Origin of the sequence: Burkholderia sp. CCA53 (assembly GCF_001685525.1) — a bacterium.
Classification (GTDB): Bacteria; Pseudomonadota; Gammaproteobacteria; order Burkholderiales; family Burkholderiaceae; genus Burkholderia; species Burkholderia multivorans.
The window spans coordinates 171,485-195,000 of record NZ_BDDJ01000002.1 but is presented as its reverse complement, the minus strand read 5'-3'; the positions used below and the strand labels follow the sequence as shown (position 1 = coordinate 195,000).

The window sequence follows — 23,516 nt, the reverse complement described above, 5'->3', positions numbered from 1 at the left end:
AAGCGCTAACTCGGGCCGACACGGAGACGATTCCATGACCGAAACTACCAAAACCTCCACGACCACTCCGGAAGACACGCGCCTCGGCATCCTCGCGCGGCGCCGCATCGAAGCCGAAATCATCAAGCCGATCTACGAGATCATGAAGCGCGAATTCGGCACCGAGCGCGCGCAGGCCGTGATCGCGGAAGCGGTGCGCGGCGCGGCGGTCGACGCGGGCCGCACGTTCGCCGCGCAGGAGCCGCACGGCACGAGCGTGAAGTCGTTCATCGCGCTGCAGGTGCTGTGGGAGAAGGACGATGCGCTCGACGTCGAAGTGCGGCGCGCGGACGATGCGCACTACGACTACGACGTACATCGCTGCAGCTATGCCGAGATGTATCACGCGATGGGGCTCGGCGAGATCGGGCATCTGCTCAGCTGCGCGCGCGACAGCCACTTCATCGAGGGCTACGATCCGCGCATCGCGCTGACGCGCACGAGCACGATCATGCAGGGCGGCAAGCGCTGCGATTTCCGCTACGCACTGCAACCGGCGCCGCAGGGCGGCGCACAGGAGGCCGGCGATGCGTGACGAAGCGCAAGCGGGCATGCGCGCAGCGGGGCCCCGCGTCGACGGCGAGCGGCTCTGGGCGTCGCTCGAACGGATGGCGCAGATCGGCGCGACGCCGAAGGGCGGTGTCTGCCGGCTCGCACTGACCGATCTCGATCGCGAGTCGCGCGACCTGTTCGTGCAGTGGGCGCGCGACGCGGGCTGCACGGTGCGCGTCGACAAGATGGGCAACGTGTTCGCGCGGCGCGCGGGCCGCCGCGCCGACGCGGCCCCCGTGATGACGGGCTCGCACGCCGATTCGCAGCCGACCGGCGGCCGCTACGACGGCATCTACGGCGTGCTCGGCGGCCTCGAAGTCGTGCGCGCGCTGAACGACGCGGGCATCGAGACCGAACGGCCGATCGACGTCGTGATCTGGACCAACGAGGAGGGCTCGCGCTTCGCGCCGGCGATGGTGTCGGCCGGCGTGTTTGCGGGCGTCTATTCGCTCGAATACGGGCTGTCGCGCACCGACGCAGCGGGCAGAACGATCGGCGACGAACTGGAGCGCATCGGCTATGCGGGCGCCGAGCCGGTCGGCGGCTATCCCGTGCATGCCGCGTACGAGCTGCATATCGAGCAGGGCGCGATTCTCGAACGCGCGGGCAAGACGATCGGCGTCGTGACGGCCGGGCAGGGGCAGCGCTGGTACGAGGTGACGCTGACGGGCATCGATGCGCACGCCGGCACGACGCCGATGGAATTTCGCCGCGATGCGCTGGTCGGCGCTGCGCGGACGATCGCGTTCGTCGATGCGCTGGGCCGCCGCCACGCGCCGCACGCGCGCGCGACGGTCGGCATGATCGACGCGCGGCCGAACTCGCGCAACACGGTGCCGGGCGGCTGCTTCTTCACGGTCGAGTTTCGTCATCCGGACGACGCCGTGCTCGACGAACTCGACGCGGCGTTGCGTGCGGAGCTGACGCGTATGGCCGCCGAAACCGGGCTCGGCGCGCAGATCGAACAGATCTTCACGTATCCGCCTGTGCCGTTCGCGGCCGCCTGCATCGACGCGGTGCGCGACGCGGCCGAATCGCTCGGGCTGTCGCACATGGACATCGTCTCCGGTGCGGGCCACGATGCGTGCTATATCGCGCGCGTCGCGCCGACCGGGATGATTTTCGTGCCGTGCGTCGACGGTCTGAGCCACAACGAAGCCGAAGCGATCACGCCGGAGTGGGCGACCGCGGGTGCGGACGTGCTACTGCGCGCGGTGCTCAAAAGCGCGCAGGAAACCGGCGCGTAACGGCGTCGTTGCCGCTAGCGCGGCGCTTTGCGGCGCGCGACGTAGGCCAGATACGCGACGATCTCGTCGAGTTCTCGATCGCTCAGCTGCGTCGGCGGGAACGCCGGCATCGCGCGGCCCGGCCAGTCGCGCACCGACGCCGGGTTGCGGATATAGCGGCGCAGCGCGGCCGGCTGGAAATAGTCGACGGGGTTCATCGGCGCGTTCAGGTCGGGGCCCGCGTGGCTGCTGCCGGCGCCGTCGATCCGGTGGCACGCGAGGCATTGCGTGACGAACAGGCGCTGGCCCGTGCGCGCGGGGGCGTCCGCAGGAACGGACGGATCGACGGCGAGCGACGGCCAGCGTGCGAGCGGCGCCGATTCGACGGTAATGCGCACGATCTGATACGGCCACTGTTCGCCGCGCACCGACGACGCGTGCGGCCCGACCCACACGAGATAGAACGGCCCGGCGCTCACGGGCTTGCCGGGCAGCTTCGGCCACGGGCGCGACGGTTCCTCCACCGCCAGCCACGCGACCGCGCCGGCCGCCGCGCCGCGGCGCACGAGATCGAGCGGCAACTGCGCGGCGAAGCCGTCGGCGGCGCGCGTCTCGAGCACGCCATCGGCCGGCAGCGGCGCACCGCCGAACAGATTCACGAACGGCACCGCGCGGAACGTCATCGGGCGGCCGTATGCGATGTCTTGCGGCACGTGGATGTCGATGGCGTCGGCGCGCGCGAGCAGCGCTTGCGGCGTCAGCATCTGCGGCGTGCCGTCGATGTCGAGTTCGAGCGCCGGCGCGGACTGCGCGAGCGCGCGCGGGCCGATCGCGTAGAGGATCAGCAGCAGAAGCGAAAACCACCGGCGCATGAGCATTCGTTCTCCGGGAAGCGGCGTTCCGGGCGGCGCGATGCACGCGGCCGCGGGTGACGAAACGGGTCGGGCGACAGTCTATCCGCTTCGCGCGCTGCCCGCGATTCCGATTTCGATGGCCGCGATGTCGGCGCGTGCTCGGATGGAGGCCGGTGCGTCTGCAACAATCCACGCTGCATGCCCGATAGCACAATGTCGCCAGCCGCGCGCCGGCAATGTCGGTAGACCGCGCGCGCCCATATCGGTCGATACCGGCCGCTGCGGTCGCGCGCCAGCGGATTTCCGACGATGCTCGACGCGCATCCGGACGTGCTCGGCCGGCATGCGCGCAGACGCACGCTCGACTAGCAGAGGGCGAAACGGGGCGGGCACTGCATCGTGCGATTCGGCGAGGCAGGCGCATGCAGGAACCCGCCCGACCGTAGCGGCGGCGCGGCCCGCGCTACCGCGACGCGGGTCCGCGCACGCGCGCGCTCAATGCGTCGAGCATTGCGTATCGGCGGCCGACAGCGACGTATTCAGCACCGGTCCGAAGTCGGCTTCGCGCGTGCCCGACGAGGTCAGCGACACGAAATGCATCGCGTCGCCGTTCGAGCGGAACGCCGCGATGCCGGTCGAGCCCCACGGAATCGGCGAGCGCTGCGAGCCGGTCACGGCGATCGCGGCAGGCCCAAGCGTCAGCGTCAGCAATCGCCCGTCGCGCGTCGGCACGTAGGCGCGGGATCCGTCGACGCCGATCTGCGCTTCGCGCACCGATGCGGGCAGGCAGTCGAGCGTCGCGGTGCGCTGACCGTCCGGCGCGACGAGCATGGCGACGCCGCGACCGGCCGAGGTCGTCGTCACGACGATGAAGCGGTCGATCGCCGGCACGTAGGCGGCCGAGTACACGTAGTACTGGATCGCGTCGTTCAGCGTGCCGAGCTTGTCGAGCTGCGCGGATACCGGATCGAACATCGCCGCTTCGAGCGTCGCGTCGGTGCTGCCCGGAATGAATTTTTGCCAGAGCAGCAGCGCCTTGCCCGGCGAGCCCGCGATCATCGGCCACCATTCGCGGCGATGTGCGACGACGGGGACGCGGTTCAGCACGCGGCCGGTCGCGTCGTACGTCTTCACATAGACGCCGTTGCCGGTGCCGAGATTGTCCACGCCGCCGCCGTCGACCCAGCCTTCCGAATAGAACACGACGAAGCGGTCCGACGCGGTCGCGACGTGGCCGGAGTGGCCGCCCGCTTCGACGTCGTTCGGATAGGGCTTGATCGGCCGCAGGTCGCGCCGATAGATTCCGTAGCGCTGGTTCACGACCTGCGGCGTGTTCCAGCCGTCCTCGAAGGTGACGAAGATGTCGCCGCGTGCGTTCTGCGCGATCGACACGGGCTCCTGCGCTTCCGGCCGGCTGATGAACGTGCGCACGCGCGCGATGCGCGGCTGGCCCGGGCTCCACTGGCCGACGTACACGTCGTGCGGCCAGTTGCCGTCTTTCATCGCGCCGCGCGGCACGCGCCCCGAACTGCTGAAGAACACCCAGCGCTTGCCGTTGCCGGCATCGGCGACGCCGATGCCGTGCATGAAGCGGCGCGGGTCGCCGGTATCCTTCGCCGTGCCGTTCGGATCGACGGTGACGGTGTGCACGACCGGCGCGCCGGCGCGTGCGGCGGGCGGCGCCGCGCCGACGCAGCATGCGCTGCAGACGATCGACGCGGCGATCCATGCCGCGGCGCGCCGGCCGGTGCCCGGCCGCGCGCCGGCGGAGGTGGCGACGCGCGGCGCCGTCATTCGACCGTCACCGATTTCGCGAGGTTGCGCGGCTTGTCGACGTCCGCGCCGCGCGCGCAGCCGACGTGATACGCGAGCAGCTGCAACGGGATCACGTTGACGATCGGCGACAGCGCATCGCCCGATTCGCGCACGCGGATCAGATGCGTGTCGCGGTCGGCCTCGAGTTCGAGCTGATCGCCGGCAAGCACGTACAGCCGCCCGCCGCGCGCGCGCACCTCGGCCATGTTCGACTTCAGCTTCTGGAACAGCTGGTCGTCGGGCGCGATCGTGACGACGGGCATCGCGCTCGTGACGAGCGCGAGCGGGCCGTGCTTGAGCTCGCCGGCCGGATAGCCTTCGGCGTGGATGTACGACACCTCCTTCAGCTTCAGCGCGCCTTCCATCGCGATCGGGAAATGAATGCCTCGCCCGAGGAACAGCGCGTTCTCGCTCTTCGCGAACTTCTCGGCCCAGCCCATGATCTGCGTCTCGAGCGCGAGCGCATGGCCGATGCGCGCGGGTAGCGCATGCAGCTGCTGCAGTCGTTCGGCCGCCTGTGCCGGGTCGAGCCGGCCGCGCATCTGGGCGAGCGTGAGCGTCAGCAGGTACAGCGCGACGAGCTGCGTCGTGAACGCCTTCGTCGACGCGACACCGAGCTCCGCGCCGGCGCGCGTCAAAAAGCGCAGCGGCGAGTTGCGCGCGATCGTGCTCGTCGCGACGTTGCAGATCGCCATCGACAGATCCTGGCCCGTCGTGCGCGCGCGTTCGAGCGCGCCGATCGTATCGGCCGTCTCGCCGGACTGCGAAATGCCGACGACGAGCGTGCGCGGATCGGCAACCGCGTCGCGATAGCGGTATTCGCTCGCGATCTCGACCTGCGCGGGCACGCCGGCGATCGACTCGAGCCAGTATTTCGCGGTGAGCCCCGCGTAATAGCTGGTGCCGCAGCCGAGCAGCAGCACGCTTTTCACTTTCGACAGCAGCGCGCGCGTGTCCGCGTGCGCGTCGAAGAGGGCGGGCGAAATTTCGTCGATTCCTTCGAGCGTGTTCTCGATCGCCTTCGGCTGCTCGAAGATTTCCTTCTGCATGAAGTGCTGGTACGGGCCGAGCGCGGCATCGCTGTCGCGCGCGCGCACTTCGCAGAGCGGGCGGCGCGCTTCTTCGCCGAGTGCATCGAGGACGTCGATACGGTCCGGCGTGATCAACGCGACGTCGCCGTCTTCGAGATAGACGAAGCGGTCGGTCAGGTCGCCGAGCGCCGCGCAGTCCGATGCCAGATAGTTCTGCGTCGCGCCGATGCCGATCACGAGCGGCGAGCCCGCGCGGGCGGCCACGAGCCGCTGCGGTTCATGCGCGCTCAGCACGGCGATCGCATACGCGCCGTGCAGCCGCTTGACCGCGCGCCGCACCGCGTCGAACAGATCGCCGCGATAGAGGCTGTGCACGAGATGCGCGATCACCTCGGTATCGGTCTCGCCGCGGAACTCGTAGCCGCGCTGCCGCAGCTCCGCACGCAGCGTGTCGTGGTTTTCGATGATGCCGTTATGCACGACCGCGATCGTGTCGCGCGACACGATCGGATGCGCGTTTTTCTCCGACGGCGCGCCGTGCGTCGCCCAGCGCGTGTGGGCGATGCAGGTCTGCGCCTCGAGCCCGAGCGTCAGCACGCGATCCTGCAAGTCGGCGACGCGCCGCAACGTGCGCTCGCTGCGCAGGCGCCCGTCGCGCAGCACCGCGATCCCGCATGAGTCGTAGCCGCGATACTCGAGCCGGCTGAGGGCATTGACCAATTGCGGCACCTGATTGTTCAGGCCGCTTGCTCCGACGATTCCGCACATGTTTTCACCTCGTCCAGAAGATGGTTCCGGCTTGCCTGCGCGGCGCGTCGGGACGGCGTCCCGACAAGGTCGCACCGCGCGGAAGACGTGTCATGCATTGCTTCCAGGTTCGCCCGTCGCCCATTCGCGCGGCGGCGGCCCCGCGTGGGCGATCCATTCGATGCCGCAGATCGACCCGTTCGCGTCGTGCGACGCGACGAGAATGCGCGACGCGCGCGGCGTGCCGCTGCGTCGCCGGTTGCCGGTGAGCAGGGCGGCCGGCACCGAGTGCGCCGTGACGCTGGCCGAGCGTCGCAGGATCTTCGATACGCGCAGGCGGTATGCGAGCGGATGCACGACGCGCCCGGCGATCAGCCAGGTGATCAGCGAGCCGCCGATCAGCGCGATACACGTCACGTAGAACACGAGCTGCTCGATCGGCATCTCCGCTTCGTTGAACGGCAGCAGATAGCGATACGTATAGATGCAGATCGATGCCCATACGCCGCCGACGAGCGCAGGTCGGCCGAAGCGGAACCAGGCGACCAGCAGCGGGCCGACGACGCCGCCTCGTTCAGCGATCATTTCGCGCGGCGTGCGCAGGGAGAGGTCAATAATCGGTGCGTTGTTCATGTTGAATGCCTCGGTCGGGACTGACCCACACGGCTCGCTTGCCACGGCCTCGCAGCACGACCGCCGGCAGCGCGACGACGGTAGTGATCATGCTGATCAGCCAGAAAGCGACGGGGTACCAAACGGTGTCAAGGAAATACATCAGCAGCTTCTCGTCGTAGCGACGATCGATCATGCTGCCGATGATCAGCTGCAGGATGCAGGTGGCGACCAGCAGCATCCCGTGCCAATGCGGTACGACGGAAACATGCCAGCTCGGCGGCAGCGGATAGACGACATCCACGAGCGCGAGCAGCAGAATGAACGACATCGCATAGGCCCACGCGATGCCGATCAGATACTCGATGAACAGCGGCCACATCATCATCCGCGTCGGCTTCGCGAGCGCGCCGGCGTACTTGATCAGCACCTGGATGCCGCCCTTCGCCCAGCGCAGGCGCTGCCGGTACAGGCCCTTCACGGTTTCCGGCATCAGGATCCAGCTCAGCGCATGCGGCTCGTACACGACGCGCCAGTCGCTGCACTGCAGCTTCCAGCTGATGTCGATGTCCTCGGTCAGCATGTCGGTGCTCCAGAATCCGACGTCGGCGAGTGCGGTCTTGCGGAACATCGTGACCACGCCCGATACCGTGAAGATGCGGCCGTACACCTGCTGCGTGCGCTTGATCAGCCCGACGATCGACGAGAACTCGCCAACCTGCATGCGGCCGAGCAGCGACGTGCGCGTGCGGATGCGCGGATTGCCCGTCACCGCGCCGACGCCCGGATCGGTTAGGAAATGGTCGAGCATCCATTCGATCGCATCGTGGCCGAGCAGCGAGTCGCCATCGATGCAGAGCAGATACTCGGCGTTCGACATCGTGGCCGCGGTCGTGAGCCCGACCGCCTTTCCCTCGTTGCGCGCGTGATGAATCACGAGCAGCCGCGGGATCTCCACCGCCAGCTGGTTCAGGATTTCGCCGGTGCGGTCCTTGCTGCCGTCGTTGACCGCGATGATGTCGTAGTTCGGGTAGTCCATCGCATTCAGATGCTCGATCACGCTGCGTGCATTCGCCTCCTCGTTGAAGCACGGCACGACGATCGACACCTTCGGAAAGCCGCTCGCGGCGATCTTTCGCTTCGACAGCACGCGACCCTCTTCGAGCAGGAAGTAGTGCACGACGCCGCCGATCATCCACAGGTACGACATGAAGAACGGATAGTAGAAAACGAAATCCTGCAGCTTCGTAATGAGGCCGTGCGTGGTCATGGTGTCTTGGTCCCGTTGCGGTGCATCTGCATCAGTGCATTGATCGAGGTCGGATCGAGACGCGATTTCAGCGACATCACGTCGCGCACCGTGTCGAGATTCGGCTGGTTGTTCAGAAAGTTGTCCGGGTAGTACCCGAAGTTCACCGCGCCTTCGCTGCGCAGTCTTCGCATCTGCGCGAGCAGCGTGTCGGCGCCGATGCTCTTGTTCGTGTGCCAGTCGTACGACTGCAGCTCGAACACGGTGCGCGACAGGCCGTTCGGTTTCGCGCGCACGGTGCGCACGAGCCGGTCGAGCCAGCCTTCGGGATCGTCCGCGCGTTCCATGTACGGCATCGCCATCAGCGCGACGTAGTCGTAGGTGGCGAGGAAGTCCGCATAGTTCTGCGCGTACCACGCTTCGGACTCGGGCTTCAGCACCGGCATCGCGAAGATGTTGCGCGCGGTCAGCACGTCGCCGGCGTTCTGGTGCGAGAGCACGATCTTTTCGAGCTGCAGCGTGAAGTCGATCAGATGACGCGTCTTGCGCCGCGTCCAGCGCGCCATCAGGTCGGGATTGCCGCGGATCTTCGCGACGTCGGCGGGCAGCCCCCACTGCGCGTACGCGCGCAGCGCGTGGCGGCTCGCATCCTCGTAGTCGTCGAGCACCGCATCGTCGCTGAACAGGATGCCGCTGAACGACGCGTACTTGCTCAGATCCTCGTAGATCTCCTCGATCATCAGCCGTGCATCGGGGTCGAAAGGACTGAGCCGGAACACGCGCGAGCCGTTTTCGCGGGCCGGTGCGCCATCGAGCGCGCGGACGGCTTCGAGCGCGCGATGCTTGTCCGCCGGCGGCTGGAACGCGAGCACCGGCATCCACGCATAGACCTGCACGTTCGAGCGCGTGTTGAGCTGCCACGCGGCGCGCGAGAACAGGTCCGAGCGCATCGGCAGATGGCGGTTCGGGAAGTACACGGCTTCGGCGACACCCGTGCCTTTCGGATCCGCGTACGCCTGCAGGTAGACCGATTTCGGCTGCATCCGGTAGATGCGCTCGACGAGCACGCCGAGGTTCTTTTCCTGCTGCGCGGGGTTCGGGTCGTACACCTGGTCGAGATCGACCTGCACGATACGCTCGACCGCGTCGACCGCGCCGCGGTTCGTCGCCGGCTCGCGCATCGACCGTTCGAAGCCGCCGATGTCGACGTCGTACATCATCAGGATCCGGCGCAGGCGATCGAGCGGCACGTCGGGCGTGTTCGGCCCCGCGTCGAGGCTGAACTGGATGCCCATCCCGAGCGATGTCGAGATGTCGCGCACCGGCTGGTTCTCCGCGCCGTACGGCCACACCATCGAGCGAATGGTGATGCCGGTGCGCTCGCGCACCTGGTGGATGCAGGTCTGCAGGTCGTTGCGCACGCGTGCGTGGAATTCCTCGTCGGTTTCGTACCGCTTCTCGTCGGGCAGATACAGGTGCGACGTGGTCGCCGGCAGTTCGTTGCCCTGCGGATTCGCGATCGCGCCGTGATGCAGATTGTGCGTGTGGCACGCGAGCTCGATCAGGTCCGACGAGCCGAGCTTGCGCACGTCGTCCCACGACATGAAGTAGTCGCGCGGCACCGACACCTTGTCGCTGATCTTGATCGGCACGTCGGGCGGCGCATCGATCCACGACGTGACGATGCCCATCACGGCCGGATAGCGGAAGCGCTCGAGCAGCGGCAGCACTTTCGTGTAGTGGCTGCGGTAGCCGTCGTCGAACGTGAGCAGCACGGCGCGCGGCGGCAGCGGCTTGCCGCCGTGGCGCGACGCCTCGATCTGCTTGACCGTGATCGGGTGGTAGTTGTTCGTCTCGAGCCACGAGAAGATCGCGGTCAGCGTGCCGGTGTCGACCGCGAACGGGTCGACCATCGTCGACGATGAAAACGTCGACAGCAGATTGTCGCGGACATCGTGCAGGCAAATCACGCGAAACGTCTTGCCGTCGGCCGGGTCGGACGGCGGCAGCAGGTCGATCATCTTGGCCTTCGTCACGCCGGGAAACAACGAGCACGCGGCGAATGCCCCGAGGCATCCGCACATGAAGGTCCGTCTGGATTGCATGGAGAGCTCCTGTTACTAGAACGGCAGGTTGACCGACAGGAAGCCCGTTTCCGAGCGTTCCCGCTGGCCGTCGTACGCATGGCTGCTGACTTCGATGCCGTAGCTGAGCGTGATGTCGCGCTTGAACGTCCACGCGTGCTCGAGGCGTGCGCTCCACAGCGCGCTCGTGCCGAAGCCGCGCTGGTTGAACGCGCCGCCCGACGCGTACAGGCGCTGCTGCAGCGACATGTCGCCTTTCTTCCACAGCGTCATTTGATGCATCGCGGTGACGGCCGCGGCGTAGTCGCGCCTCGGGCTGAAGTAGGGCGTGTCCTGCCGCGAGTTGCTGTCGGTGCCGAGGCCGAGCGACACGTTGACGAGCTGGTTCGCGGACGTGTAGACGCGCTGCGTGCCGGTCGCGGCGATTTCCTGGTGGAAGTTCGAGTCGCTGAAGCGGCTCACGCCGTAGGTCAGCTTCACTTCGCGCCGGTCGTTCTGCCGGTATGCGATCTCGACGTTGGCCGAGCGGCCCCAGATGTGCGCGACATACGCTTTCCACGGCAGCGAGTTGTCGTTGCTGTCGACCGCGCCGCTCAGCGTCCAGTAGTCGTCGACGTTGTAGGTCACCGTGCCGCGTCCGCCGGTGCGACCGTCGCCGCCGAACGAGCGCGTCGCTTCGGCCTGGATCGTCAGCGGCCCGTGCCGGTAGTCGCCGCCGACGCCCGTGCGCGTGCGGCTGATGCGGCCCGTATCGGTCTGCGCGAAGCCGTAGAACGTGTGCGAGAACACGCGCCAGTTGTCGCCGAACGGCTGCGAGTAGATGTAGCTGTCCGACGAGAAGCTGTTGTCGGCCAGCGCGCTGTTGCCGTGCTCGTAGCTGATGTCGGTCGTAAACACCGGGCTGCGGTAGGCGTTGTAGTCGCGCTTGAACGAGCGCACCGCGGCGCTGTCCGGGAACGTGTTGTCGAGAATTTCGTCGGTCTCGCGCGCGGTCGCGTAGTCGTCCGCCGTCAGTGCGGCCCGGCCGAGCCCCGCCCGCATTTCGACGCTGTCCGGGTGATCGGTCAGCGTCGCCCTGTACATCGCCATCGCCTGACGCGGATGCGACTGCCCGGACACCGCGTCCGCATGCGCGGAGCGCACTTCGGCATTGAACGGCACCTCCTTTTCGAGCCGTTCGAGCTCGGCGATGCCTTCGTCGACGCGGCCCGTGTAGATCAGGTACTGCGCGCGCAGCCGGTAATAACGCAGGTAGTCCTCGTTTGCCGGATCCCACGGATGCACCTGACTCGCGGGCGGCAGGGCCGTGTCGATGTCGTTCAGTACGCGGCCCGCATCGGCGGCGCGCGCCTGATCGATATACGACCAGAACAGCCCCTCGCGCAGCTCGATCGGCCGCGTGCGCGAACCGTACTGGAAGCCGCGCGTCGCGCGGTCCGCGGCCGGCGCGCTCGCCTGCTTCAGCGCACGCTCGTAGACGGCGCTCGCCTTGCCCGGTTCGCTGACGTAGAGATATGCATCGCCGACCGCGGCCAGCGCGTCGATCGAGATCTCCGCGTCGGGCGGAATCGTCTCGAACGTCGCGATCGCCTTGTTCATGTCGCCGCGCGCGGCATAGGCGATCGTGCGGTCGCCGGCGAGCGCCGTGCGCACCGACGAATACTCGGGCGTGACCGGCATGCGCGAGTCGAGATCGTCCGCGGCCTTCAGTGCCTGGTCGATGCCGTCGAAGCGGTCGGTACTCGTCATCGAGCGCGCCTTGTCGCGGCCGCCGCGTACCTGCTGGCGGATCGACAGTTCCTCGAGTTGCGCGAGATCGACGGCCGAGAACGCGTCGGGCCGCGCCTTCGCTTCGTCGAGCGCCTTGACCGCGCCGCCGCTGACCGCGAGCCCGAACACGTCGTTGCGGACGGTCGCGGGGTCGGCGGTGCGCAGATTCGGCGCCTGGGCGTTCGGCGCCTGCGCCTCCGGCGGCTGTTGGGGCGGGGGCGTTACGTCCGGGCGCTCGATCGACGGCGCGCCGATCATCGGCGCCGCGCCGGCCGGCGTCGGACTCGGCGCAGTCGGCATTGCCGTGCCCGACACTTGCGCGATCGCCGTCGGTGCGGTGGGCGGCTGTGCGGACGGTGGCGTCGCGTGGGGCGTCGTTGCGTCAGGCGCCGTTGTATCGGGCGCCGTCGCGTCGTGCGACGTTGCGCCGGCTGTCGGCACATCCGCCGGCATGGTTTCGGACGCGCCCTGCGTGCCGGCGGTGCCGCTGGCGCCGACGGCGTCCGCCTCGCTGTCCGCGGCAAAACAGGAGCCGGAGGCGACGAGCAGCAAGACGAGCGGCGCGTGCACGAGCATCCGCCGGTTGGGCGGAGCGACGGTGGTGCATTGTTGTTTCGGATTGTTGGCCACGGTGTGTCCTCACTTCGAGACGATCACGTCGATCGCATACCCGGCGACGCGAGTCGCCGGTTGCCGTGCGGCCGGGATTAGGGCCCCGGCTGCGCTAGGTCGCCTTAAAGGCGATTGCGGATAGCTTGTCCGAGCAATGCGCGCGACTCGCTGTTCATCGGGTCGATCGCAAGCGCGCGGCTGGCGTTCTGCTCGACGCAATCCCACTGGTCGAGCTGCGCGCACCAGCGCGCCCGCGCGAGCGCGCGTGCGCCTTCCACCTCGTCGCGCGACACGGCCGCCGGCTCCATCTGTGCGGCATCGCTGGCGTAGCGCTCGTGCTTCGGCGCGGCATACGAGCGTTTGTGCGTGCTCGCGAGCACCGATGCGCGCGGCCGATGCGCGTCGCGGCGACGCGTCGTCGAGTGACTCGACGTCGTTCCCGTACGCGGGGTCGCGGCGAGCGCCGCGGGTGTCGACGCGGCGTCGGCCGCCTGCGGCGGCGCGGCGGTCCGTGCGTTCGAGACGGCCGCTGGCACGGCGGCCGATATCGAGGCAGACGCAGACGCAGGCGCGCCCGGCGGCGCGTTTTGCGCGAGCTCGATCGCGGACGCCGAGTGCGCGCCGGACACTGCTGCGACGACGGCCTTGCCCGTCTTGTCGGCCGCGTTCCCGACCGCGCCGGAGATGTCGTGCGAGGCGCCTCCATGACCGACGCGCGCATCTCGCTCGATGTACGCGAAGCCGCCGAAGATCGCGGCAAACGCGACGATGCTCAATGCGGCGTTCTTTCCGGGTCCCCAGGTCGGCTTCTGCGGGGAGACGGCACGGTCGTCCGGTCGTTCTGCACGGGTCATTCACTGCTCCTCTGATCGATGTCGTTATTGGCGAGCGGCGTCGTCGCGCGCTTCGCCGGTGGGCCGGCACGGCGTGCCGTTCACCATCGCAGCTGCGCGGTCAGCGATCCCGTTTCGACGATCGCGAACTGCATCGAGCCCTCGTACGTCCCCTCGACGCGGTAGCTCGCTTCCGGAAGACTGAACAGGCAGCGCGGGCCCGTTGCGTTGAATTCGACGAGCACGCGGCCGTGCCGTCGGAGCCGAACCTGCACGTTCGACAGCGGCTGTCCCGTCTGCGCGGACACGAAGGTCACGCCGAGGTTGTACGGGCGGCCGTCGGGCGGCAGTGGCGCGCTGCTGTCGATCTGCGTGTCGCCGCACACGTACGAGATCACGTAGCGGCCCGTATCCGGCGCCGAGGCGGTCGCGCTCGTTTGCGCGTACGCGCCCGCGCACAGCGCCGACATGACCACCGCGATAAAAGGACCAGCGTGCTGGCGAAGCGAGGATGACATTGCGGCCTCCGTCCGGATTGGGGGTGCGTGATTATTCAGAACAAAAAAATGCCCGCGTAATTTCGCGACACGCTATTGATACACGAAGGGTTTTTAACAAACAACTGTGTGTCGCACTGATGGGACGGATTATCGGCCTGTATTAAATGCGAAATCAGATGAAACCGAATTTCTCGCTTAATTATGATTAAAGGCGATATTGCCGGTGCACCTGGAATGCGCCGGTAGAGATTGATCGGGTCGCAAATTATGGTCCCGGAACGCGGGGATTTCGTGCCGGAAAGTAACGGCAGACAAAAGCAAGATTTGCCTGCAAAGCCCGGCCCGGCGGGCTTCTGCGGAGTAATGGATCAGATGATTCGCGGCCGTCGGTGCGGTACCTTACATGACGCTGTCGGATGGTTCGCAAATCAAAATTTCTATTTCCGTTGTAACAAGTTATTTCCATACGATAGATCGGACGGAATTAACCTTAAAACAGGTATGATGAAGTAAAAAATGCAACGCGGATCGGAAAACGTTTTCGACTTAAAATGAGATTCATTATCGGCAGTCATTGTTATCTGGCGTACAGACGAAAAGAAAAATGCTCGCCGGGTACATTGATTGCACTATTTCACCGCACCCGTTTCGTATGCGGTTTTCAGTCGCGGCCGGGTATGTCGCGACGGGTCCGAGGACTTTCGTTCGTCGTTGAGTTGCGGCGGCTCGCGATCGTGGCGGCGCTTGGACCAGACCCCGCAATGCGCACGTGCGGGCGCGCCGGCATGGCGACGCTGCGCGGCGAACTTCCGGCGATGCGTAGTGGTGTGCGACCCGTATCACGTTCGTCAATGGAGGCGGCCCGGTCGACTATGACGACCCGAGGGTCCGGAGACGCCGCGCGGGGGGCGAAGCAGTGTGCACGATTCAGTGGCGCGTTCGATCTCAACACGGCGACGCGGCCCGTCATACATTGGCGACCGCGGCGAATCGGCCGCGTGTAGTGGGCGTTGCCTGTAACGCGCCCGACAAGCGGCACAACGCCGGGTGTGCGGCGGGCGGAGCGGCGGCGGCAGGCTTGTTCCGACGAATGGGCGGTGCGGGGCTCACGCATGCAAGGATTGTCGATTGACGCGCTCGAGTTCTTGCCGGACGCGAGCTGCAGACAGGGCCGGGCGGCTTGCCGTTGTCACGGGCGCCGACGACAGGCAGATAGGCTGCGCGGGACGTCCAATAGCAACGTGCGCATCCCGCGGAGTCACTGCCGCGCATGTTCGTGATCCGACCGCATCGTTGCCGTGTCGGCGCCGATGGACAGCATCGTCGAATTGACGCCGCCATTGCGGACCCACGTCATACCGCCGATCTTGTCGAGCGAACCGGCGGTTGCAACGCGGGCGACCGGGAACCCGTTTCGATCGCGCCGCTACGACGAGCACGCGCTCGACCGTATGGTTGCGTATGCGGCGATCGAACGGCGGCCCGGCGACGGCGTCTCGCACCGCGTCGCATACGTTGAGTCGCGACGCGTGCTCAGCCGGGGCTGGGACGGCGCGCGTCCCGCGCATCGAATGCCGTCTACGTTGCGACGCGCATTCCGTCACGCGTTCGCGGCGCCGCTCGAGTCCAGCGCGCGATCAACCGGAAGCCGAACAGCATCGACGTGGAAGTGCTTCAGTTGCTCGAGCGTTCCTGCTTCCATCGTCGTGTACGCGGTGTGATGCCGACGTCGCCATCTATGAAAACGACCGTCTGATCGCTTTTCCTCGAAGTGCAAGATTGAATTAACACAATTAAACGCTGTTCCGCATACGCGCAAACGTTTCAATACGAATGAATTGCGCAATTTCGCAAAAAGTGAATGCAAGTCGGATTGTTCTGAGGCACATAACTGCGCGTGGATGAATTCGAATTGCGTGAAAGCCTAAAGGCGACCGCTGCGAGTCTCGTAGTACTGCAACATAAGTTGACCGGCCGGCATCTGCATATTGCAGTGCGCGGTCGTTCGCTGCCGAATGCCGACCCGTTCATTCGGCGCAGTCGCTGCGGCCGGCAGGGCCCGTACGCTCCGCAGCCCGCGCGCGGCCTCCGTCTCCGCGCGGGGCGGCTGCAGCGCTAGTCGCGCCGGAAAATCGCAATACTTTGTTATATCTATTTAATAGTTTGTTATATCCATTTAACAGTTTGTTATATCTATTTATTAATTCGCGATTCGTGGCGTGTCTCTATATCAAAAATTGACATTCTAAATTTGCCAGATACTTGGCGATTTTGATGGAAGTTAGACCTATTAGGACGAGTCTATATTTTCTAAACGAAAATTTCGAACTCGTATTATTTTTGCGATGAGGGTGACATGAAAGAATCGCCGCCGTAATTTGAATCGTTAGTGAATATTTTGAAGTCGACGCGCCGTGAATCGGCACCACCGCCTGTGAGGCACGCCACGTTGCGAAGCGTGTTTGCCCGCATCCTCTCTGCCGTCGGTATCAGGCTCCTGTTCGTCGTCGTCGGCTTGGCGCTCGTCTCGGCCGGCGTGGCTTGCAACGCGATGCCCGCGCCGGCCGGGATGGTGTCGGAGCCTGCCGCCACGCCAGCGGGACGCGTCGGCTCCGTATCCGAGCCTGACGCCACACCGACGGAACCGGCCGACGCGCTTGCGGAGCCGACGACGACTGTACCCGCACGGCGTGTCGAATTCGACATCGAGACGCTGAAGGAGCGCGGTCTCGATCCGGCGCTCGCCCAGTACTTTGCGGAGAAGCCGCGCTTCGTCGGCGGCGTGCATCGTGTGTCGCTGTCCGTCAACGGTCAACCGCGCGGCACGGTCGACGTTCGCTTCGACGATCGCGGTAACGTCTGCTTCGACCGCACGTTGATCGGCCGCGCGCGCCTGCGCCTGCCGGACGAACTCACACCGCCGCGCCGGTGGAGCCTGCTCGCATTTCTGAGCGGACAGCAGCCGCTGCTTGCGGAGCCGGAGACGGTCGACACACGCGAATCGGGCACCGACGGATCGGCATCGCGCGGCAACGACGCGGCGGGTGCCGCAGCGAACGATGCGCGTCGCGTTGCCGAATCCGAACGCCGGCTGGCACAACCGTTCGCCGCGAACTGCTACGACTATCGGACGTTTCAGCCGCAGACCGAAGTCAGCGCCGATTCGGCGAAGGATATGGTCGAAATCGTCGTGCCGGCGGACGCGCTGACCCGGCCGCGTCCCGGCGATAACGCGTCGTCCGGCGGTGCCGGCGCGATGCTGAACTACAACGTCGTCGCAGGCGGCAGTCGCTCGAGCGGCAGCAGTACCGCGACGTTCCTGTCCGCGGATACCGAAGCCGGGTTCAATCTCGGCGACTGGGTCGTGCGCAGCGCGCAGACGTACTGGCGGCAGCAGGGCCAGGCCGAGTTTCAGATGCCGTACGCGTTTGCGCAGAAAACCGACGTCGAGACCGGCTATCTGGTGCAGGCGGGGCAGATCGGGATCCGGAACCCCGTGGTCAGCGGCATGCCGATCGAGGGCGTGCAGATCTTGCCCGACGACGCACTTGCGGCCAGCGACGGCGGCAGCACGATTCGCGGCGTCGCGACGCAGCAGTCGCGTGTCGAGGTCCGGCAGGCCGGCATTCTGATCTACACGACGCTGGTGCCGGCCGGGCCGTTTCTGCTGCGCAACGTGACGCTGATCGACCGCTCGTCGCTGATCGAAGTCACGCTGATCGACGACGCGAACAACAAGCGCAGCTTCACGGTGCCGCCTGCTTCGCTCGTCGCGCCGCGCGGCGCACCGCTCGGGCTGTCGCTCGCAATCGGCCGCGTGTACCAGTATCGCGGGCCGCGCGACATGGCGCGACCGATCGTGGTTTCCGTCGCGAAGGGATGGAACGTCGGCCGGCGGTCGAGCGTGGTGGCCGGCGCGATTGTCTCGTCGCGCCATCAGGGTGTCGGCGTCAGCCATTCGATGCCGCTGTTCGGAAACAGCGTATCGATGGGAAACAACGCACAGCTCAGTCGTTCACCGACGCTCGGCGAGCGCGGCGCAAGCGTCGGACTCTCGTTGTCTGCGCAGCTGCCGGGCGACATATCGATGAACGTGCAGGCGAATCGACAGACGATCGGCTTTCGCTCACTGTCCGACACGCTGTATGACGTGCCCGATACCGTTCGCCGTTCGGCGTACTGGGAGATCATGCGCCACTACCGGATCCGGGACGTGATGTCGGGCTCGGCGAGCTGGAACAGCAAGCAGCTCGGCGCGCTGTCGGCGTCGTTCAATCGCTTCTCGACGTACGCCGGCTTCTCCGGTCAGCACGTTGCCGCGTCCTGGAATCGTCAGTTCGGGCGAGCGAGCCTGTCGATCAACGTCGACCGTTCGCTCGGCCGCGGCACGACCGGCGACGATACGGCGATCTACGCGTCGCTGAGTTTTCCGCTTGGACCGGTTCACACGAGCACTTACGTGACTCGCAACGGCGGCATGCTGCGCGGCGGCGTGAACGCGAGCCAGACCGTCAACGACTTCGTCAGTTACAACATCGGCGTCGAGCGTGGGCAGCACAGCGGCAGCGAGCGCGGATTCGCGACGCTGAGCTTGTGGCCGCGCTACACGCAGGTGTCGATCAGCGGTTCGGCGCAGCGCGACAGCGGATCGCTGTCTGCACAGGTGCAGGGCGGCATCGTCGCAACGAAGGCGGGCGTCACGCTGTCGCCGTACAGCATCGGCGAAACGTTCGGCATCGTGTCGACCGGTGAACTGTCGGGCGTGAGCATCAGCACGCCCGCGGGCATCGTGTGGACCGATCCGCGCGGCAAGGCCGTGATCGGCAGCATTCCCGCGTATACCGAGGTCAGCACGGTAGTCCGTACCGAGACGTTGCCGCGCGACGTGGACGTGCGGAACGGCTATGCGGAGCTCAATGCGGGACGCGGATCGGTGAACTTCGTCGACATCGAGGTGCGCCGGACGAAAAGGATGCTGCTCAACGTGCATCTGCAAGACGGGAGCCCGCTGCCGGTCGGCGCATCGATTCGCGATGAGAAAGACCAGTACGTGACGACTGCCGTCGGCGACGGCGTCGTCTATCTCGATCAGGACCCGGCAGGGCCGCTCGTCGCGCGTTTGCCCGGCGGCGGTCGGTGCAACCTGCAGTTTCAGGTGCCCGACGCGCTGCGCGCGGACGCGACCGTCGCACAGATCGACGCGACCTGCGATGCCGATTCCCATCCCAATTAGGGAGTATTCGATGAACACGATTCGCACTTTGGCAATCGCGGCGTTCGTGCTGGGCGGTGTGACGCTTGCCCGCGCCGAACGCTGCGCGATCGCCGTCAGCGATCCGAAGGTCGATTTCGGGCGCGTATTCGGCGACCGCATCGGCGCACCGCGCGGTGCCGATCGCCGTCCGGTCGCGTCGGCGAACCGGGCGCTCGCCGTGCAGTGCCGACAGGAAAGCGTCGCGGCAATCCGCTTCGACGGCGTCCCGTCCGCGGACGGCAGCATCCGGCTCGGGGACGTAGCCCGCTACACGGTCACCGTGACGCGCGTCGCACTCGACGGGCGCGACGTGATGGCGGGCGTTGCGCGAGGCGGCGACGCGGCGGCAGTCACGCCGGCCCCGCTGATCCTGATGCCGGGCGACATGCTCGTGCCGTACGACGCCAATCGTCCGGCAGCGGGCCGACGTCTCGACGTCTTTATCCGGATCGACGCATTTCGAGCGGCCGAGACGACGCTGAGCGGCGAGGTGACGGTCACGTCCGAGCCGCGCTTCAGCGTCGTTTCCACGCCGTGAGCGCGTTTCGTTCAACTTCGCTCTTTTCAAACCATATGGAGGACTGATGTCTCATATCAATCGCATTCTGTCGGCGCTGCTGCCGATCGCTCTGACTGCCGTCCCGGCAGCACCCGCGCATGCGGCCGGCATGGTGCCGGAAACGTCCGTCGTTCTGATCGACGAGGCCGTCGGCGAAACCGCAATGAAAGTCCGCAACACCGACGACAAATCGGCGCTGCTGTACACGATCATCGAGCACGTGCCTGACGATCAGGAGAAGCTGTTCACCGTGACGCCGCCGGTCGCACGCGTCGACCCCGGTCAGACGCAGCTGGTTCGTTTCATCCTGACAAACAGGACGCCGCTGAAGACCGAGCGGCTCGCGCGCGTCGTCTTCGACACGATCGGCGAACGTAAGGACCCGGACGCAAGCATCGTCGCGATTCGCGTTCGTCAGAACCTGCCGGTGATCATGCACCCGAAAGGGCTCGCGGTGAATCGCGAGCCGTGGAAGCTGCTGAAGTGGGAAGCCGTCGACGGCAAGTTGCGCGTCGTGAATCCGAGCCCGTACGTCGTGCGTCTCGGCGCGACCGTCGAGGTGCTGCCGACGAAGAAGCAGGCGTACCTTCCGAACACGTACATGCTGCCCGGTCAGGCGACCTACGTGATGATGCCGAAAGACGACAAACGCAAGGGCGCGCCGCGCACGCCGTCCGCAAAGGATGCTGCCATCACGGCCGAAGCGAAGGCCGAAATCGAAGAGATGCTGAAGCTCTACCCGGGCGCCACGTCGATTCGCTTCCAGCCGGCAACGAGCTACGGCTACATGGCCGACATCTACGAGGCGCGGATCGAAACGCCCGCAGGCAGCCATCAAACGAACGCCGCGCAAAGCGGTTCGGCATCGCGATGACAATCGGGCCGGTCGCGGACGTCGTCAGGCAATTTAGAACTTGTTCTATATAAATTTGGATCACTGATCAATAGAATCTGTCACATCCGATATTGATGCCATTCTTTATCGGATATTTTTGAGCAATCTGCTATACAACAGGAGAGCAGCAATGAATCGAATGAAACTGAATCCGGCGCTTGGCGCGATCGCAATCGGCGTCGCGATGCTGGCCGCAGCACCTCAGGCATTCGCGCAGTCGTCCGCGGTGCTGAAGGTTACGGGCACGATCGTTCCGCCGGCATGCACGCCGACGTTCGAGGGCGGCAGCACGATCGACTTCGGCCAGGTGTCGCCCCGCGCGGATTTCACCAAGGTCGGCGAGAAGAAGACGTCGCTGCGCATCGCCTGTACGTCGCCTTCGTTCATCGCGTTCAAGGTCACCGACAACCGGAACGGCACGCAGGTCAATCGCGGTTTGCTGACGAACTCGAAGGACACGGTGATGAGCTGGCTGGTGCCGAACCTCGCGGATCAGGGCGGCGGCATCATGGGCTGGAACGACCAGCTGTTCGGTCTGGGCAAGACGACGAAGGGCGCGAAGATCGGCGCGTACTCGATGCAGCTTGGTGCGGCGAAGGTGTCGGGTTCGACGAGCGGCGGCCTCGGCTCGCTCACGAACCTGGCGGTCACGACCGGCGTCTCGCTGAGCGACTGGATGCCGGCCGTCGGCGGCATTGCCGATTCGACGTACAAGTCGATCGCCGGCATGGTGCCGGGCTTCAACGCATCGCATGGGCTGTGGATCACGCGCAGCGGGATGCTCGGTAAGCTGGATAGCGACACCGGTCTGTACATCGCGAAGAACTTCAAGTATTCGGCGGTGAACGCATTCAACATCGGCAATGCGCTGTCGATGGCGGTCGTCGGCGGCGGCGTCGCGCATGCGATCAACGGGACGAACTTCACGTTCCCGATCAAGGTGCGCGCGATGCTGAACTCGGCAAGCGAACTGGGTACCGGTACGGCCGAGAAGCTGGATGGTCAGGCGACGTTCGACCTCGTCTATATCTAATCTAGGCGCGGAATCGCTCGCCGGTCAGGCGAACCCGGGCACGACAACGGACGCGGTCGCGTCGCACATGTCGTCGTGCCGCTCAGGCGAGCGACCACGCCGATGTAGCGTGCGCCGCCGTGGTCGCGATCCTGCGATCACGGCGGCGCTGTCTTTTGAGCGGTCGCGCCGTTCGCGGCGGTCTTTCACGTCGAGGATGGCTTGCGGCGCGGTCGCCGTGCCGCGAGAGCGCGGTATCGCCATCGACGCGCCGGCTTTGCAGGCCGCATTGCTTCCCGGTGCATGACGACGCTGGCCGCAAGCGGCGGGCGATGTTTAAGTCTTCGTTAATACTGCGCGCCTAGCATGACGGTGTCGGCGGCCGCGGTAGGTGGAGGTTCGGCGCCGATTGCACGCGCGGGTGCGTCGACGTGTTGGCGCCGCGCCCTCGCGCGTCGTCAGTCCATTGCAACGGCGGCCCAACATGATCAAGACTTTCGACTACCAGCTCGGCAACGACACGATTTCGCTTTGCGCAAGCTTCGGCGCCGGCCCGGCCTGGCGCCGCGTGCTCGTGAGCCGCGCCGATTCGATGGAGACGCTGGTGGTGCTCGACGCGCGCGGCCTGTCCGGGCTGCTGAAGGTCGCGACCGAGGCGCCGGAAGGGCTGCTGGACGACGCGATCCGCAAGGTCGGCGACGAGCGGCTCGTCGAACGCGCGATTCGCGGGAGAACGGTGGTGGAGGCGTCGTTGTGACGACGTCGTCTGCGCGCTTGCGCGGTGCGCGCGGCGCCGCATCGTGCCGCGCGCCTTCGTGCGTGAACTACATGGCGAAGCGGTCGGTCGCCGCGAGCAGCGCGCTCAGGATGCCCGGTTCGTTGTATGCATGCCCGGCGTCGGGCACGATTTCCAGCGTCGCGTCCGGCCACGCCTTCGACAGCTCCCACGCGGTGCGCGCCGGCGTCGCGATGTCGTAACGCCCCTGAACGATCACGCCCGGAATGCCCGCCAGGCGATGCGCGTCGCGCAGCAGCTGCCCTTCATCGACGAAGCCGCGATTCACGAAGTAATGATTCTCGATGCGCGCGAACGCGAGCGCGTAGTGGCCGTCCGCGAAATGCTCGGCGAGTGCCGGATCGGGCAGCAGCGTGATCGTGCGGCCTTCCCACACGCTCCACGCACGGGCGGCCTCGAGCCTGGCCGTTTCGTCGTCGCCCGTCAGCCGTCGATGGTAGGCGGCCATCAGATCGTCGCGCTCGGCCGGCGGAATCGGCGCGATGAATGCTTCCCACAGATCGGGAAACAGCCACGATGCACCTTCCTGGTAGTACCACAGCAGCTCGGCGCGTCGCATCGTGAAGATGCCGCGCACGATCAGTGCGCTGACGCGCGCCGGATGCGTTTCCGCATACGCGAGACCGAGCGCGCTGCCCCACGAGCCGCCGAACACGAGCCATTGATCGGCACCGACCATCTCGCGCAGGCGTTCGATGTCGGCGACCAGATGCCAGGTCGTGTTGTTGTCGAGGCTTGCGTGCGGCGTCGAGCGTCCGCAGCCGCGCTGGTCGAACAGCAGCACGTCGTAGCGCTGCGGGTCGAACAGACGGCGATGGTCGGCACTGCAGCCGGCGCCGGGGCCGCCGTGCAGGAACACGGCGGGCTTGCCGGCCGGATTGCCGCAGCGCTCCCAATAGATGCGGTGGCCATCGCCGGTGTCGAGATAGCCGTGGGCGTAGGGTTCGATCGGTGGATACATGGCGGCTCCTCGTGAACGGGGTCGCAGGCATTATGCGTGAAACGGCCGCGGTGTGTTCGGCGGGCGGTGTTTGCGCTAACCTGCGGGTTCTGAAAAAAAACACAACAGGGCCAAA

18 protein-coding genes are annotated in these 23,516 nt (G+C 66.3%); 8 read left to right on the top strand and 10 right to left on the bottom strand.

The annotated features are described in order from the left end of the window. Positions 1-34 precede the first annotated feature (34 nt). Positions 35-574 carry an L-2-amino-thiazoline-4-carboxylic acid hydrolase gene (locus BCR55_RS17400; RefSeq protein WP_053298682.1) on the top strand — a complete coding sequence of 180 codons (540 nt, stop codon included), beginning with the start codon at positions 35-37 and terminating at the stop codon, positions 572-574. Then, entirely contained in the window at positions 567-1,838 is a 1,272-nt protein-coding gene (locus BCR55_RS17395) for a Zn-dependent hydrolase (protein ID WP_053298681.1), read from the top strand. Before BCR55_RS17400 ends, BCR55_RS17395 begins: the two co-directional genes overlap by 8 nt. A 14-nt stretch (positions 1,839-1,852) precedes the next feature. On the opposite strand, the gene BCR55_RS17390 is transcribed toward BCR55_RS17395, so the two are convergent. The 9 genes from BCR55_RS17390 to BCR55_RS17350 all read right to left on the bottom strand — a co-directional run bounded on the left by BCR55_RS17390 (position 1,853) and on the right by BCR55_RS17350 (position 13,942). Further along, on the bottom strand, positions 1,853-2,695 hold the full coding sequence (locus BCR55_RS17390) for a cytochrome c (protein ID WP_053298680.1): 843 nt from the start codon (positions 2,693-2,695) through the stop codon (positions 1,853-1,855). Between the two features lie 471 nt (positions 2,696-3,166). Beyond that, complete coding sequence (locus tag BCR55_RS17385) at positions 3,167-4,465, bottom strand: hypothetical protein (RefSeq protein WP_053298679.1); 1,299 nt, start codon at positions 4,463-4,465, stop codon at positions 3,167-3,169. Next, positions 4,462-6,285 carry a glutamine--fructose-6-phosphate transaminase (isomerizing) gene (gene glmS, locus BCR55_RS17380; protein WP_053298678.1) on the bottom strand — a complete coding sequence of 608 codons (1,824 nt, stop codon included), beginning with the start codon at positions 6,283-6,285 and terminating at the stop codon, positions 4,462-4,464. Before glmS ends, BCR55_RS17385 begins: the two co-directional genes overlap by 4 nt. 90 nt (positions 6,286-6,375) lie before the next feature. After that, on the bottom strand, positions 6,376-6,897 hold the full coding sequence (locus BCR55_RS17375; RefSeq protein ID WP_006403825.1) for a hypothetical protein: 522 nt from the start codon (positions 6,895-6,897) through the stop codon (positions 6,376-6,378). Then, on the bottom strand, positions 6,875-8,146 hold the full coding sequence (pgaC, locus tag BCR55_RS17370) for a poly-beta-1,6-N-acetyl-D-glucosamine synthase (RefSeq protein WP_006399817.1): 1,272 nt from the start codon (positions 8,144-8,146) through the stop codon (positions 6,875-6,877). Before pgaC ends, BCR55_RS17375 begins: the two co-directional genes overlap by 23 nt. Beyond that, a complete protein-coding gene (pgaB, locus tag BCR55_RS17365; RefSeq protein ID WP_006410898.1) occupies positions 8,143-10,230 on the bottom strand; it encodes a poly-beta-1,6-N-acetyl-D-glucosamine N-deacetylase PgaB in 2,088 nt (695 codons plus the stop codon). The genes pgaC and pgaB overlap by 4 nt, the downstream gene beginning before the upstream one ends. 15 nt (positions 10,231-10,245) lie before the next feature. Beyond that, the gene (gene pgaA, locus BCR55_RS17360; RefSeq protein ID WP_065495143.1) at positions 10,246-12,609 is read right to left on the bottom strand and encodes a poly-beta-1,6 N-acetyl-D-glucosamine export porin PgaA; all 2,364 of its coding nucleotides are present in this window, start codon (positions 12,607-12,609) and stop codon (positions 10,246-10,248) included. 104 nt (positions 12,610-12,713) lie between these two features. Then, the gene (locus tag BCR55_RS17355) at positions 12,714-13,367 is read right to left on the bottom strand and encodes a hypothetical protein (RefSeq protein ID WP_081068798.1); all 654 of its coding nucleotides are present in this window, start codon (positions 13,365-13,367) and stop codon (positions 12,714-12,716) included. A 158-nt stretch (positions 13,368-13,525) separates the two neighbouring features. Then, a complete protein-coding gene (locus BCR55_RS17350) occupies positions 13,526-13,942 on the bottom strand; it encodes a hypothetical protein (protein ID WP_059936604.1) in 417 nt (138 codons plus the stop codon). 1,292 nt (positions 13,943-15,234) lie between these two features. Here BCR55_RS17350 and BCR55_RS33090 point away from each other — a divergent pair. The 6 genes from BCR55_RS33090 (at position 15,235) to BCR55_RS17325 (ending at position 22,401) form a co-directional block, all read left to right on the top strand. Further along, positions 15,235-15,645 carry a hypothetical protein gene (locus tag BCR55_RS33090; protein WP_155770760.1) on the top strand — a complete coding sequence of 137 codons (411 nt, stop codon included), beginning with the start codon at positions 15,235-15,237 and terminating at the stop codon, positions 15,643-15,645. A gap of 737 nt (positions 15,646-16,382) precedes the next feature. After that, entirely contained in the window at positions 16,383-19,157 is a 2,775-nt protein-coding gene (locus tag BCR55_RS17345) for a fimbria/pilus outer membrane usher protein (RefSeq protein WP_236860420.1), read from the top strand. A gap of 10 nt (positions 19,158-19,167) precedes the next feature. Then, positions 19,168-19,716, top strand: coding sequence for a hypothetical protein (locus tag BCR55_RS17340; RefSeq protein ID WP_006403814.1), 549 nt, complete (start codon positions 19,168-19,170; stop codon positions 19,714-19,716). A 46-nt stretch (positions 19,717-19,762) separates the two neighbouring features. Then, positions 19,763-20,611: a fimbria/pilus chaperone family protein gene (locus tag BCR55_RS17335; protein WP_006403813.1), complete on the top strand. Its 849-nt coding sequence runs from the start codon at positions 19,763-19,765 to the stop codon at positions 20,609-20,611. 151 nt (positions 20,612-20,762) lie between these two features. Then, positions 20,763-21,665 (top strand): DUF1120 domain-containing protein, encoded by a 903-nt coding sequence (locus BCR55_RS17330; protein ID WP_006403812.1) that lies wholly within the window; start codon positions 20,763-20,765, stop codon positions 21,663-21,665. Between the two features lie 463 nt (positions 21,666-22,128). After that, positions 22,129-22,401: a hypothetical protein gene (locus BCR55_RS17325; protein ID WP_065495139.1), complete on the top strand. Its 273-nt coding sequence runs from the start codon at positions 22,129-22,131 to the stop codon at positions 22,399-22,401. Positions 22,402-22,468: 67 nt separating this feature from the next. Here BCR55_RS17325 and pip read toward each other — a convergent pair whose 3' ends face one another. Then, on the bottom strand, positions 22,469-23,401 hold the full coding sequence (gene pip / locus BCR55_RS17320; protein WP_006403811.1) for a prolyl aminopeptidase: 933 nt from the start codon (positions 23,399-23,401) through the stop codon (positions 22,469-22,471). Positions 23,402-23,516 lie beyond the last annotated feature (115 nt).

Coding starts and splice junctions, on each gene's coding strand:
- BCR55_RS17330 (WP_006403812.1), top strand. CDS start 20,763: ATGAATCGAATGAAACTGAATCCGGCGCTTGGCGCGATCGCAATCGGC.
- BCR55_RS17325 (WP_065495139.1), top strand. CDS start 22,129: ATGATCAAGACTTTCGACTACCAGCTCGGCAACGACACGATTTCGCTT.
- BCR55_RS17385 (WP_053298679.1), bottom strand. CDS start 4,465: ATGACGGCGCCGCGCGTCGCCACCTCCGCCGGCGCGCGGCCGGGCACC.
- BCR55_RS17400 (WP_053298682.1), top strand. CDS start 35: ATGACCGAAACTACCAAAACCTCCACGACCACTCCGGAAGACACGCGC.
- glmS (WP_053298678.1), bottom strand. CDS start 6,285: ATGTGCGGAATCGTCGGAGCAAGCGGCCTGAACAATCAGGTGCCGCAA.
- BCR55_RS17350 (WP_059936604.1), bottom strand. CDS start 13,942: ATGTCATCCTCGCTTCGCCAGCACGCTGGTCCTTTTATCGCGGTGGTC.
- BCR55_RS17375 (WP_006403825.1), bottom strand. CDS start 6,897: ATGAACAACGCACCGATTATTGACCTCTCCCTGCGCACGCCGCGCGAA.
- pip (WP_006403811.1), bottom strand. CDS start 23,401: ATGTATCCACCGATCGAACCCTACGCCCACGGCTATCTCGACACCGGC.
- BCR55_RS17335 (WP_006403813.1), top strand. CDS start 19,763: ATGTCTCATATCAATCGCATTCTGTCGGCGCTGCTGCCGATCGCTCTG.
- pgaC (WP_006399817.1), bottom strand. CDS start 8,146: ATGACCACGCACGGCCTCATTACGAAGCTGCAGGATTTCGTTTTCTAC.
- BCR55_RS33090 (WP_155770760.1), top strand. CDS start 15,235: ATGGACAGCATCGTCGAATTGACGCCGCCATTGCGGACCCACGTCATA.
- BCR55_RS17340 (WP_006403814.1), top strand. CDS start 19,168: ATGAACACGATTCGCACTTTGGCAATCGCGGCGTTCGTGCTGGGCGGT.
- pgaB (WP_006410898.1), bottom strand. CDS start 10,230: ATGCAATCCAGACGGACCTTCATGTGCGGATGCCTCGGGGCATTCGCC.
- BCR55_RS17395 (WP_053298681.1), top strand. CDS start 567: ATGCGTGACGAAGCGCAAGCGGGCATGCGCGCAGCGGGGCCCCGCGTC.
- BCR55_RS17390 (WP_053298680.1), bottom strand. CDS start 2,695: ATGCTCATGCGCCGGTGGTTTTCGCTTCTGCTGCTGATCCTCTACGCG.